Origin of the sequence: Dorea acetigenes, assembly GCF_025567385.1 — a bacterium.
Taxonomy (GTDB): Bacteria; Bacillota; Clostridia; order Lachnospirales; family Lachnospiraceae; genus Claveliimonas; species Claveliimonas acetigenes.
In genome coordinates this window covers 1-13,950 of the sequence record NZ_JAOQJU010000016.1, presented here as the reverse complement: position 1 = coordinate 13,950, position 13,950 = coordinate 1, and the positions used below count along the sequence as shown (strand labels likewise).

Below are 13,950 nucleotides of genomic sequence, written 5' to 3'. Positions count from 1 at the left end.
GTTCAGAATTTGCTGTAAGCCTGCGCGCTCTTGGAGCGCAAGTGATAGAGCTGCCGACGATTGAAACCCGTCCGATTCCTCCCGGGAGGGAATTTAAGGAAACTTTGGAAGAATTTGGGAGAACCGGTCGGGAGGCATGGCTTTTGTTCACCAGTCCTGCCGGGGTTCGTATTTTTTTTGCGCAGTTAAGAGAAATGGGAATGGATGTGCGGCGGTTATTCAGAAAGCCTGCAGAAGTGAAAGTGGGAGCAATTGGTTCTGCTACAGAAGAGGTGCTTTCTGAATTTGGAATTTTTCCGGAGGCAGTTCCGAAGGTTTACTGCGCACAGGCGTTGGGAGAGTTGGTAGCAGAGAAGGCTGTGCCCGGGAGCCAGGTGCTGGTATTACGTGCCAGAGAAGGTTCCGGGGAATTGCTTCCGCCCATGCAAAGAGCAGGATTAATAGTAAAAGATATTGGAATTTATGAGACAGTATACAGGAAGCAGGAACACCTACAGGAGAGGCTGAAGGAGATGTTTCAGGCAGGTGAAATTGATGCAGTGACTTTTACCAGCGGTTCTACCGTGAGAGGATTTGCAGAGACATTTGCCGGGAATCTGGATTTACACAGGGTACAGGCAATCTGTATCGGAGAACAGACGGCAGTAGAAGCGGCAAAATACGGAATGCAGATTCAGGTTGCAGAGAAAGCTTCCATAGAGAGTATGGTGGAAAAGATTGTGAAACAATTTGGGAGAAAGTAAGACGATATGGGAAAATATATTAGTAAAAGACTAGGGACAGGCTTGCTTTCGCTTTTTGTACTGGTGACAATTACCTTCTTTTTAACCAGGATGATACCGGGCAGTCCATTTGCGGGAGGCAATGTATCCGAATCGGTGCAGGCGGCAATGGAAGAAGAATATGGGCTTCACGAGCCTGTGATGAAACAGTACCGGAATTATCTGGAAAATCTTTTGCGGGGAGACTTGGGAATTTCCCTGAAAAAACCGGGTGAGACTGTCGCTGGTGTGATTGGGCGCGCATGGAAGGCTACTGCATCGATAGGTGGTCTGGCAATTTTCGTGTCGGTAGTTTTGGGAATCCTGTTGGGAATCTGCCATGCCGTTTCTAAGAACAAAGGAATCAAGGCAGGGATCTTTTTCGGCACGGTGCTTGGAAGCTCCGTGCCGGGATTCGCAGCGGCGCTCATACTTCTTCTGGTATTTGGAGTAAAATTGAAATGGTTTCCTGTGGCAGGACTTTTTTCTCCCGGTAATTATGTACTTCCGGTGGTAGCCCTTGCATTGTATCCAACTGCGGTCATTACGCGGCTTGTAAGCCGTGCCTGCGAAATTGAGATGCAGAAAGATTATGTGATTATGGCACGCGCCAAAGGCCTTACGGAGAAAAGGATTCTTCTTTCACATATCCTGCGCCATGTTTTGATTCCGGTACTGAATTATCTTGGGCCGACGGCAGCATTTTTAATGACGGGAAGCTTTGTGGTAGAGAGTATCTTTACGATTCCGGGGCTGGGGAGAGAATTTGTCAGTTCCATTTCTAATCGGGATTATACGATGATTATGGGGCTTACCATTTTCATGGGAACGGTTGTGATTTTAACGAATCTGTTGGCAGATGTTCTATGTGCGGCGCTGAACCCGGAGATTCGGAAAGGTTTTCGGGAAGGAGCGGGATATGCAGGGATTTAAAGGCAGACAAGGGTATTTGAAAAATAAGTGGATTGTGGCAGGAAGTATTCTTCTTGGCATAATGGTTCTGCTTGCGGTCTTTGTCCCTCTTGTATCTGAATGGTCCTATACGGAGCAAAATGCAGCCGCAAGGAATTTGCTGCCGTCTGCAGAGCATTGGTTCGGCACGGATAAATTCGGAAGAGATATTTTCGTGCGTGTATGGTACGGAACAAGAATCAGCCTGGAGGTTGGGATCATGAGCGCATTTCTTAATGGAATGATTGGCATCTGTTATGGAGGAATCGCCGGATATACAGGCGGGAAAACAGATCTTCTATTCATGCGGCTTGTAGATATTCTGGATGCCATACCGTCTCTATTGTATGTGATTTTAATTATGTTGGTATTGGAACCGGGAATAAAAAGTGTAGTATTTAGTATCTGTGTTTCCGGATGGACGGATACGGCGAGGATTGTGAGGGGAGAGATTCTGCGTTTGAAAAAGCAGGAATTCTGCCTGGCGGCAAAACTTGCGGGGGCAAGGCCTTTTCATATTCTGTTCAGGCATTTACTTCCCAATGCGTCAGGGGCGATTATTGTAAATCTTACATTTTTGATTCCGAAAGCGATTTTTACGGAAAGTTTTTTGAGTTTTATTGGTGTGGGAATTGCGGCGCCTGCGGCCAGCCTGGGGACGCTGATTCGGGAGGCGGAAAGTCAGATGCAGATTTATTCGTATCAGATGCTGTGCCCGATGCTGGCATTATGTGCGTTGGTGCTTGCCATTCATTTGATTGGGTTCGGGATGGAGCAGGAAGGAGCTTGATATGAGTTGGTTAGAGGTGCGGAATTTGAAGGTGGAATTTCACAATCAGGCACAAGTCACACAGGCAGTGAAGGGGATTACCTTTGCAGTAGAAGAAGGTGAAATTGTGGGGCTTGTGGGAGAATCCGGCTCTGGGAAGAGCAGCGCAATGCTGGCGCTTTTGGGGCTTCTGCCTGAGACTGCAAGAGTAACTGTTGAAAAAATCAAAGCAGGAGAAATCGATGTGGCTTCATTTACCGGCAGTAAAAAAAGAGAAGGCGCTTATGAGAAGGCGCTGCGCCTGATCCGGGGGAAGAAAATTGCCATGATCTTCCAGGATCCGGCTGCGTATCTGGATCCGGCCATGAGGATTGGGAAGCAGATAACAGAGACCATTCGCGGGTGCAGAAAGTGTACGGAAGCTGAGGCAAGGGAAGAAGCGGAAGAACTATTAGATATGGTGGGAATTCGTTATCCAAAGAGGCGGATGAGACAGTATCCCTTTGAATTGTCCGGCGGTATGCGCCAGCGGGTTGTGATTGCGATTGCCCTTGCCTGTCATCCCAGGCTTCTGATTGCCGATGAGCCGACTACGGCGCTGGATGTTACCGTGCAGAGGCAGGTTCTGTCTGTTCTTAAGAGAGCGGCAAAAGAGACTGGTACGGCAGTCCTTCTTGTCAGCCATGATCTGGGAGTCATCGCTTCTTCCTGCAGCCGTGTGTTGGTAATGCGTGAGGGAGAGATTGTAGAAGAGGGAAGTGTGGAGGATATTTTCTATGAGCCGCAGCATCCTTATACCAGAAAACTGATGGAAGATGCTGAAAAATTGCAGGGAAGGGTCTGCCGGGGAGAAGAAAAAGAGATGCTGCTGCGGCTGGATTGTGTCACGTTGTCTTATGAAAAGGAGAGGGAAGCGGTGAAAGAGCTTTCTTTTGCCCTTCGCCGGGGAGAGACGTTTGGGTTGGTAGGAGAGAGCGGCTGTGGAAAAACGACGCTGGCAAGACTGGTGACAGGGCTTTTGAAACCGGAGGCAGGACACATTTATTTCCGGGGAGAGGAAATTGGATCGTCGGCAGTAAGAAGCGGCAGAAGGAGAAAAGAGCGGCAGCAGAGGGTACAGATGGTATTTCAGAATCCCTATGCCTCCTTAAATCCCAGAATGCGAATCGGGACAATGCTGGAGGATGTACTGGCAGTAAATGGCATTTCCGGCAGAGAAGAGAGAAAGAAGCGGGTATGGGAGGCGCTTGAGATGGTAGGGCTTTCCCGGGAAGATGGGGAAAAATATCCTGCGCAATTTTCCGGCGGACAGAGACAGAGAATTGCGATTGCAAGAGCTTTTCTTTTGGATTCGGAGCTGATTGTGCTGGACGAGGCGCTGTCTGCCCTGGATCTTTCTATTCAGATGCAGGTAATAGAACTTTTACAGAAAATTCAGAGAGAGAAGGGAACGGCATATCTGTTTATCTCCCATGATCTGCAGGTTGTCCATCATATCAGCCGGAAAATGGGTGTGATGTACCAGGGAAGAATTGTAGAGTCAGGGGATACCGAAGCCATCTGTACACAGCCCTGGCATCCTTATACGAAAGAGCTTCTCGAGGCGGGCCTGCCGCCGGATCCTCTGAAGGCAAGAAGAAAGCGTCAGGGAATTGTGACAGAAAGGACAGAGAACCGGCAGAAAAATCATGGGGAAGGCTGCCCTTACGCCGGGCACTGCGGTTATGCACTGGAGCGATGCCTGAAAGAGCAGCCGGGAAACTATCGGTTTGGCACAAGAGAGATTGCCTGCTTTCTTTATTCTGATAAAGACGGCAGTGCAAGAAAGCCGGATTATGAGATGACTTCGCAGATATAGCCTGCGGTTAAAAAAGGAGAGAAGGAATGAAAAAACAGTGGAAGAAAAGCGGCGTCCTGCTTTTGGCAGCAATTATGTTGATGACAGGTATTTTAAGCGGATGTTCCGGGAATAAGAAGCAAGGAGAGACAAAAGAGCTTACCGTTGCCATTAACAGTGAGACTGGTTCGCTGGATCCGGCCGGGATGATTGCACTTACCTATCTGGCTTATTCCGTGACGGCGCTGGATGAGCTTTTGACTTTTGACGAAAATGGAGAAATTGAATACCGCGCTGCAGAATCGTATGAGGTAAATGAAGATTCTACGGTGTGGACTTTCCATTTGCGCAAAAATGCCCTGTGGTCGGATGGTACGCCAGTGTGTGCGCAGGATTTCCTGAACACCATGATACGGGCGCTTGACCCGGCAAGCGGTAATGGATATGCCAATTATTTGTTCCCTATAGAAAATGCCGAAGCTATTTATAACGGAGAAAAGGATGCAGATTCCCTGGGCGTGGAGATTCCCGATGATGATACGCTGGTATTTCATCTGTCAGAGCCTTGCGCGTATTTCCTGGATCTTCTACGGCTTCCGGTGTATACGCCCTCCTGTGCGAAGTATGCAGATGAAGTGGGAAGCGGCTGGGATAAGGATCCTGCCTCTAGCGTGGCAAATGGGCCGTTTTGTCTGGTGGAGTATGTGCCGGAGCAGTATTTTGTTCTGGAAAAAAATGAAAATTACTGGAATAAGGATGCGGTGAAACTCGACCGGATTACCTACAAGTTTTTTGATGACCAGCAGTCCATGGCAAGCGCCTATGAAACCGGGGAGGTGGATGTGGCGACAGCCCTTCCCTCTTATGTGATGGAATTGTATGAAGGAAAGGAAGATCTTGTGGTTACGGACACGATCGCCACCAGATACATTTATCCAAATCTGGAGGTAGAGCCATTGAACGATGTGCGGGTCCGGGAGGCGATTACGCTCGCTATTGACCGTGAAGAATTATGCAGTATTGTAGGGGCAGACACGGAACCTGCGGTAAATTTGGTTGCCAGATATATGAAAAATAAAGAAACGGGGAATTATTTTGTAGAAGAAAGCGATTCGCCTTTTGAGGAAAATGTAGAGCGGGCGCAGGAGCTTCTTGCCGAGGCTGGTTATCCTGACGGGGAAGACTTTCCTGTGCTTACGTACAAATATCCTTCTCTGGAAATGGATTCTGACACAGCCCAGGTTCTAAAGGAACAGCTTAAGAGAAATCTGAATATAGATATTGAGCTGGAGGCGCAGGAGCTTCAAGTCAATTACGCAGACCGCCACGCGGGAGATTTTGAACTGTGCCGCATGAACTGGACGGCAGATTTTGCTGACCCGAACACGTATCTGTCCATGCTGCTTTCCAACAGCACCTATAACTGCAGCGGTATACAGGATGAGGCCTACGATGCGCTTGTACGGGCTTCCGATAGTGAGACGGACGCCGGGCGGCGCATGGAGCTTCTGCATGAGGCAGAGCAGCTGGCGGTGGGAGAGCAGTTCTATGTAATTCCGCTTTTTGCTATGAAAAGCTGCAATCTGATTCGTCCGGAAATCAAAGGGATTACTCAGATTCCGGCGAGCGGAGCGCTGGAGTACCGCTATGCATACTGGGAGGAATAAGAAGATGGAAAAGGCATATTTTCCGATGTTTGTAGATATATCGGAGAAGGAGATTCTTGTTGTGGGCGGCGGGAAGATTGCAGCCAGACGTATAAGGACGCTGTTGGATTTTACTGTCCACATTACCGTAATTACCCCTGCATTAGACGAAAAGCTCCGACAATATGCAGACTTGGAGAAATTCCGTTGGGTACAGAGAAAATACCGGGAGTCCGATATAACCGGGAGCGATAAGCCGGACATTGTGCTTGCCGCCACGGGAGACACAGAAGTAAATGCAGAAATCGGCAGGTTGTGCCGGAGTCTGGGAATATGCGTGAATGTGGCGGATAAAAAAGAGATGTGTGATTTTTATTTTCCAAGTATTGTGAAAACAGAAGAGGTGGTAATCGGAATTAACTCCGGCGGGGCGAACCCGGGCGCAACGAAAAGAACGCGGGAGAAAATAGAGGAGTGGCTGGGGAAATGATTGAAATGCATAGGTGAAGGGAGTAAAATGGAAGTAGAAACTCTGTGAAAAGGAAATAGAGAAGAGGAGGAAGAAGGATGAAGAGAAAATTTGTAGCGGGAGTGTTGTGTCTGTGCATGGCGGTCGGTTTACTGCCGGGAACAGTGTTAGCGGAAGAGACGCCGACAGAAGCAGTGGGAAATGAGGAAATGGTAGAACAGCAGGAAAGTGATTGGGAGTATTATGTTCATTATGGTGATACAGACGAGGACGAGGTTGCCTTGATTACCAGGTATAAGGGGACGGATACTGAACTAGAAGTACCGGCAGAAATAGACGGATATAAAGTCACAGGAATAGATTCTTATGTGTTTGGTTACTGTGAAGGTTTGAAGAATATAATACTGCCGGAAGGAGTGAAAAGAATAGAAGATTATGCGTTTCTTGATTGCGACAGTTTAGAAAGCATAACACTGCCAGAAGGAGTGGAAAGTATAGGAAAAGGTGCGTTTCGTCGTTGCGTCAGTTTAAAGAACATAACACTGCCAGAAGGGATAACAAGTATAGAAGAAGGTGTGTTTTTTGCCTGCAGCAGTTTAGAGAGCATAACATTGCCGGAAGGAGTGAAAAGTATAGGATCCGAGGCATTTAGCCACTGCGTCAGTTTAAAGGACATAACACTGCCGGAAGGAATGGAAAGTATAGGATCCGAGGCATTTAGCCACTGCTACAGTTTAAAGAACATAACACTGCCGGAAGGAGTGGAAAGTATAGGCTCCGGTGCATTTAAGTACTGCGACAGTTTAGAGAGTATAACATTGCCGGGAAGTGTGACAAATGTAGAAGACGAGATGTTTTCTGGCTGCGACAGTTTAAAGAACATAACACTGCCGGAAGGAGTGGAAAGTATAGGATCCGAGGCATTTAGCTGCTGCTACAGTTTAGAGAGCATAATATTGCCAGAAGGAGTGAAAAGTATAGGATCCAAGGCGTTTCAATTATGTAAAGGCTTGAAGAATATAACACTGCCAGAAGGGATAACAAGTATAGAAAAAAGTGTGTTTTGGGGCTGCGAAAGTTTAGAGAGCATAACATTGCCAGAAGGAGTGAAAAGTATAGGATCCGAGGCATTTAGTGGCTGCTACAGTTTAAAGAACATAACACTGCCGGAAGGAGTGGAAAGCATAGGCTCCGGTGCATTTAGGCTCTGCGAAAATTTAGAGAGTATAACATTGCCGGGAAGTGTGACAAGTATAGAACCAACCGCATTTGCTACATTTGGTAATACACAGATTATAGTGTCAGAAAATAATGAAAAGTTCTGTTCTGTTGATGGAGTGTTATTCGATAAAAACAAAGAAGTGTTGATTGCGTGTGTGAATAAAAAAGCCTATAAGATACCGGAAGGGGTAACGACTATAGGAAAACAGGCGTTTTCGGGAAGCATGTGGTTTGAGAGCATAGTACTACCGGAAGGAGTAACAAGCATAGAGGAGGGAGCTTTTTGGGGTAAACCTCTGGAGAGCATAACATTGCCGGAAGGAGTAACTAGAGTAGGAATTGCAGCATTTATGTATTGCGAATATTTGAAAAGCATCATGCTGCCGAAAAGCCTGACAAGTATAGACACGGAAGCATTTTACAACTGCAACAATCTGACAGACGTATATTATGCCGGCAGTGAAGAAGAGTGGAATAGTATTGTAATAGGAAGTGATAATGATTCCTTATCCCAGGCTACGATACATTATAATTCAGATGTTTATTTATTTAATGACGTAAGAAAATCAGACTGGTTCTGTGATGCTGTCGCTTATGTGAAGGGAAATGGTCTGATGACCGGGCTTAACGGAACGACTTTCGGACCGGATCAATCACTTGCCCGCGCTCAGTTTGCAGTAATCCTTCACCGGATGAACGGTGAGCCGGAGGTGGCGTATACAGCGAAGTTCGCAGACGTGCCGGATGGAGAGTGGTACACCAGCGCTGTTCTCTGGGCGAACAGTGTTGGCGTGGTAAATGGATATACCGACAGTGGGTTATTTGGCACGGCGGACAAGATTAATCGTGAACAGATGGCAGTAATGATGTACCGTTATGCCGGACATATGGGATATGATACCAGTGCAAGGGCGGATTTCAGCAGCTTCAGCGATGCGGCTAAGGTAAGTGAGTTTGCTGATGAAGCAATGCAGTGGGCAGTTGCCAATAAGATTATTATGGGTAAAGATAACGGGACGAGAATTGATCCGCAGGGAAATGCAAACCGTGCAGAGTGCGCAACGATTATTATGCGGTTTGTGGAGAAGTTTGGAAAGAATTGATGTATACAGTAAATGTTTCACAAGATGTATGGGAAGAAGCCGAAAACCGAATATCCTGATAGGAAATCAATATACTAACTATATGATAAGACAGAGAAGAAGGAGGTCATAATGATGGACAGAGTGAACGTATGGAAATCATACAGCAAAGAAAATCTGGAAGAGCTGGACAGGATTAACACGCTCTATAAAGCCTGCCTTGATGAGGGAAAGACAGAGCGGGAATGTGTGAAGGTGACGGTTCGCATGGCGGAGGAAAGAGGCTATAAAAACCTGAGGGACATTACTAAAGAAGGGCAGCGGCTCCATGCAGGGGACAAAGTATATGCGGTATGTATGGATAAGAGTGTTGTTTTATTCCACATGGGTGAAAAGCCGCTGGAAGCCGGAATGAATATTTTGGGAGCACACATTGATTCCCCCCGTATTGATGTGAAACAGAATCCGCTGTATGAAAATGAGGAGCTGGCGTATTTGGATACTCATTATTACGGTGGTATAAAAAAATATCAGTGGGTGACACTTCCGCTTGCTGTCCATGGTGTTGTGGTAAAACCGGATGGGACGAGAACGGACATCTGCATTGGTGAGGCAGAAGAAGACCCTGTATTTGCAGTTACTGACCTGCTGGTGCATCTTGCATCGAAGCAGATGGAACAGAAGGCAAGCGCTGTAATCGATGGAGAGAAGCTGGATCTGTTATTTGGAAGCCGCCCTATCGAGAAGATAGAAGGACTTGAAAAAGAAGAGAAAGATGCCGTAAAGAAAAATATTCTCCGTCTGCTGAAGGAATTTTATGATATGGAGGAAGAGGATTTTGTGTCCGCAGAGCTGGAAATTGTCCCGGCAGGAAGGGCAAGGGACTGTGGAATTGACAGAAGCATGGTTATGGCATACGGACAGGATGACCGCGTGTGTGCATTTACCTCATTATTTGCATTGCTGGATGTGGAAAGTGTGGAGAAGACGGCGTGCTGTATTCTGGTAGATAAAGAAGAAATCGGAAGCGTGGGAGCAACGGGTATGCATTCCCGGTTCTTTGAAAATACAGTGGCTGAGCTGATGGCTCTTACGGAAGGAGAATCCGAACTGAAAGTAAGGCGGGCGCTGCAGAATTCTAAAATGCTGTCTTCTGATGTCAGTGCGGCTTACGACCCGATGTTTGCGGAATGTTTTGAAAAGAGAAGCGCTGCCTTTTTTGCAAAAGGGCTGGTGTTTAACAAATTCACCGGAAGCAGGGGAAAGAGTGGATCCAATGATGCAAATGCAGAATATCTGGCGGAAATCCGCAGGGTCATGGATGCAGATAATGTGGCGTACCAGTTTGCGGAGCTTGGAAAGGTAGATGCAGGAGGCGGCGGAACTATTGCTTATATTATGGCGAATTATGGAATGGAAGTAATTGATAGTGGGGTGGCGGTTTTGTGTATGCATGCCCCGTGGGAAATCACAAGTAAAGCTGACATATATGAGGCATATAAAGGCTATCAGGCATTTATCGGAAAAATGTAGAAGATTTCAGACGCCACGGACGAAAAAGCAAGGGTGAAACTCTTGACGAATACTGGCAAAAATAGTAAAATATATGCGCGACTTAGAAAATTTATATTGTAGGAGGTCATGACAAAATGGCAAAATGGGTTTATTTGTTTAGTGAGGGTAACGCAAATATGCGCGAACTCCTAGGTGGTAAGGGCGCCAACCTGGCTGAGATGACAAGCCTTGGACTCCCAGTACCGCAGGGATTTACAATCACGACAGAAGCATGTACTCAGTACTATGAGGATGGTAGAGAGATTAATGAGGAAATCCAGGCTCAGATTAATGAACACATTGAGAAGATGGAAGAGATTACAGGTAAGAAGTTCGGAGACAGCGAGAATCCGCTTCTGGTATCTGTACGTTCCGGAGCAAGAGCTTCTATGCCTGGTATGATGGATACAATCCTGAACCTTGGTCTTAACGAGACAGTAGTTAATGTTATTGCTGAGAAATCCGGCAATCCGCGCTGGGCTTGGGACTGCTACAGAAGATTTATTCAGATGTATTCCGACGTAGTTATGGAAGTAGGCAAGAAGTATTTTGAAGAGCTTATCGACAAGATGAAGGCTGAGAGAGGCGTAACATTTGACGTTGAGCTTACTGCAGAAGATCTGAAAGAACTTGCTTCTCAGTTCAAAGCTGAGTATAAAGAGAAAATTGGAAAAGATTTCCCGGACGATCCGAAGGAACAGCTTATGGGTGCTGTTAAAGCTGTATTCCGTTCATGGGACAACCCGCGTGCCAATGTATATCGTCGTGACAATGATATTCCATATTCCTGGGGAACAGCTGTTAATGTACAGTCTATGGCATTTGGTAATATGGGTGATGACTGCGGTACAGGTGTTGCATTTACCCGTGATCCTGCTACAGGAGAGAAGAAGCTTATGGGCGAATTCCTGATTAATGCTCAGGGCGAGGACGTAGTTGCAGGTGTACGTACACCAATGCCAATCGCAAAGATGGAAGAAGAATTCCCAGAGGCATTTGCACAGTTTAAAGAAGTATGCAAGACTTTGGAGAATCACTATAGAGATATGCAGGATATGGAGTTTACTGTTGAGAATAAGAAGCTTTATATGCTGCAGACACGTAATGGTAAGAGAACAGCTCAGGCTGCTCTGAAGATTGCCTGCGATCTTGTTGATGAAGGTATGAGAACAGAAGAAGAAGCTGTTGCTATGATTGATCCGCGTAACCTTGATACACTGCTGCATCCGCAGTTCGATGCTGCTGAATTAAAGGCTGCAACACCGATTGGTAAGGGCCTTGGAGCATCTCCTGGCGCTGCATGCGGTAAGATTGTATTTACAGCAGATGATGCTGCAGAGTGGGCTGCAAGAGGCGAGAAGGTTGTTCTGGTACGTCTGGAGACATCACCGGAAGATATTACGGGTATGAAGTCTGCACAGGGTATCCTGACAGTTCGCGGCGGTATGACATCACACGCTGCCGTTGTTGCACGTGGTATGGGTACATGCTGTGTATCCGGATGCGGCGATATTGCAATGGATGAAGAAAATAAGAAGTTTACATTAGCAGGAAAAGAATTCCATGAGGGAGATGCAATTTCTATTGATGGTACAACAGGTAACATCTACGATGGAATCATTCCGACCGTTGATGCTACGATCGCCGGAGAATTCGGTAGAATCATGGCATGGGCTGACAAATACAGAACAATGAAGGTTCGTACAAATGCTGATACACCTGCAGATGCTAAGAAGGCACGTGAGCTTGGCGCAGAAGGTATCGGACTTTGCCGTACAGAGCATATGTTCTTCGAGGAAGACAGAATCGCTGCATTCCGTGAAATGATCTGTGCAGATACAGTAGAAGAGAGAGAAGCAGCACTTGAGAAGATTCTTCCATACCAGCAGGGAGACTTTGAGGCACTTTATGAGGCTCTGGAAGGAAATCCGGTTACTATCCGTTTCCTTGACCCGCCGCTTCATGAGTTTGTTCCTACAGAGGAAGAAGATATTAAGAAACTTGCAGACGCTCAGGGCAAATCTGTAGAAGATATTAAGACAATCATTGATGGACTTCATGAGTTCAATCCGATGATGGGACACCGTGGATGCCGTCTGGCAGTTACTTATCCGGAGATTGCTAAGATGCAGACAAAGGCTGTTATCCGTGCAGCAATCAATGTACAGAAAGCGCATGCTGACTGGACAGTAAAACCGGAGATCATGATTCCGTTGGTTGGCGATGTCAAAGAATTAAAATATGTTAAAAAGGTAGTTGTTGAGACAGCAGATGCTGAGATTGCAGCAGCAGGAAGCGATCTTAAGTACGAAGTTGGTACTATGATTGAGATCCCAAGAGCCGCTCTTACTGCTGATGATATTGCAAAAGAAGCTGACTTCTTCTGCTTCGGTACAAACGACCTGACACAGATGACTTATGGATTCTCCCGTGATGACGCTGGTAAGTTCCTGGATGCTTACTATGATGCTAAGATTTTCGAGAACGATCCATTTGCTAAGCTTGACCAGACAGGTGTTGGTAAATTAATGGAGATGGCTATTAAGTTAGGAAAGCCGGTTAATCCAAATCTTCACATCGGTATCTGTGGAGAGCACGGCGGAGATCCTTCTTCTGTAGAGTTCTGCAACAAGATTGGTCTTGACTATGTATCCTGCTCACCATTCCGTGTACCGATTGCGAGACTGGCAGCAGCACAGGCAGCTATCGCACAAAGATAGGCGAAAACCATTTTGTGTTAAGAGAGAACGCAATTTAGATTAAAATATTTATCCAAAAATCAGACCTTGTACTGTGGCTTCCGCAGTATGAGGTCTTTTTTTAACTGGCAAAAAAGCGGAAGGTATGAAAGCATACCCGTTTCAGCGCAAAAAATAACCGTGTACTGTGTGATTAAAACCACGAATACACGGTTATTTATTATTCTTCTGTCCTGATTAAATTACTTACGTAAGGGCGTGCACCGGAAAGTACCTCATCATAAAAATTCTGTTTCCAATCAATGTAGGCAACGCTGTTTTCTAATTCTTTGATAGAGCCAAGCAATGCTTCACGCTTTTTCGCCAGCATTTCTTTGCGCTGCATAATCGTGGACTCTCCCTGCAAGCAAAGTTCCAGATATTCCTTCATTTCCAGAATACTCATGCCGCATTTCTTTAAGCAAGTGAGATCTTTGATCCATTTTACATCTTTTTCATCAAAAATGCGGCGGTTGTTTTCGTCTCTTTTGACACCAGGAATCAGCCCCTCATTGCAATAGTATTTTAAGGTCTGGTAGGTCATATCCAATTCTCGACAGACCTGCATCATCGTATACATTATAATCACCTCCTGTGTTGTTTACAAAAATTTATGTGAAAATTTTACATGAAAATTTGCGAAAAGGTATTGACCGGTAGTAACTACCGTAAACTATAATCGGTTATGACAAGCGGTTCAAATAAACGCATTATAGCATACAAACAGTGATATTGCAAGAGTAAGGACTGATCCGGAATTTGCGGAGATTATTGCAAATTTTTCTTAGGGAGAGGTAATAGAAGCAAACAAACACATTGAAAGTTAAAAGCGGTAGTGTCAAGTAATCTATGAAAAAACTGAGTTAAAAAAATAGGCTCAGATGAACCTTGAAAATTGCAGATATGTTAGTGATTGGCAGTG

Annotated in this window: 10 protein-coding genes; 9 read left to right on the top strand and 1 reads right to left on the bottom strand. The window is 46.0% G+C overall.

Annotated elements, in window-relative coordinates:
- The 9 genes from OCV99_RS12015 to ppdK form a co-directional block, all read left to right on the top strand.
- On the top strand, positions 1-743 hold a 743-nt coding region (locus OCV99_RS12015), incomplete at its 5' end, for a uroporphyrinogen-III synthase (RefSeq protein ID WP_158370899.1).
- Positions 744-749: 6 nt separating this feature from the next.
- Positions 750-1,694, top strand: a complete 945-nt coding sequence (locus OCV99_RS12010; protein ID WP_158370823.1) for an ABC transporter permease — start codon at positions 750-752, stop codon at positions 1,692-1,694.
- Positions 1,681-2,502, top strand: coding sequence for an ABC transporter permease (locus OCV99_RS12005; protein ID WP_158370821.1), 822 nt, complete (start codon positions 1,681-1,683; stop codon positions 2,500-2,502). The genes OCV99_RS12010 and OCV99_RS12005 overlap by 14 nt, the downstream gene beginning before the upstream one ends.
- 1 nt (position 2,503) lies before the next feature.
- On the top strand, positions 2,504-4,339 hold the full coding sequence (locus OCV99_RS12000) for a dipeptide ABC transporter ATP-binding protein (protein WP_158370819.1): 1,836 nt from the start codon (positions 2,504-2,506) through the stop codon (positions 4,337-4,339).
- A 26-nt stretch (positions 4,340-4,365) separates the two neighbouring features.
- Positions 4,366-5,985: a peptide ABC transporter substrate-binding protein gene (locus tag OCV99_RS11995; protein WP_158370816.1), complete on the top strand. Its 1,620-nt coding sequence runs from the start codon at positions 4,366-4,368 to the stop codon at positions 5,983-5,985.
- A 4-nt stretch (positions 5,986-5,989) separates the two neighbouring features.
- Entirely contained in the window at positions 5,990-6,454 is a 465-nt protein-coding gene (locus OCV99_RS11990) for a precorrin-2 dehydrogenase/sirohydrochlorin ferrochelatase family protein (RefSeq protein ID WP_158370814.1), read from the top strand.
- 77 nt (positions 6,455-6,531) lie between these two features.
- Positions 6,532-8,757 (top strand): leucine-rich repeat protein, encoded by a 2,226-nt coding sequence (locus OCV99_RS11985; protein WP_158370812.1) that lies wholly within the window; start codon positions 6,532-6,534, stop codon positions 8,755-8,757.
- A 114-nt stretch (positions 8,758-8,871) separates the two neighbouring features.
- Positions 8,872-10,269 carry an aminopeptidase gene (locus tag OCV99_RS11980; protein WP_158370810.1) on the top strand — a complete coding sequence of 466 codons (1,398 nt, stop codon included), beginning with the start codon at positions 8,872-8,874 and terminating at the stop codon, positions 10,267-10,269.
- 116 nt (positions 10,270-10,385) lie between these two features.
- The gene (gene ppdK / locus OCV99_RS11975; RefSeq protein WP_158370808.1) at positions 10,386-13,010 is read left to right on the top strand and encodes a pyruvate, phosphate dikinase; all 2,625 of its coding nucleotides are present in this window, start codon (positions 10,386-10,388) and stop codon (positions 13,008-13,010) included.
- 199 nt (positions 13,011-13,209) lie between these two features.
- Here ppdK and OCV99_RS11970 read toward each other — a convergent pair whose 3' ends face one another.
- Positions 13,210-13,608, bottom strand: a complete 399-nt coding sequence (locus tag OCV99_RS11970) for a MerR family transcriptional regulator (protein ID WP_158370806.1) — start codon at positions 13,606-13,608, stop codon at positions 13,210-13,212.
- Positions 13,609-13,950: the final 342 nt, after the last annotated feature.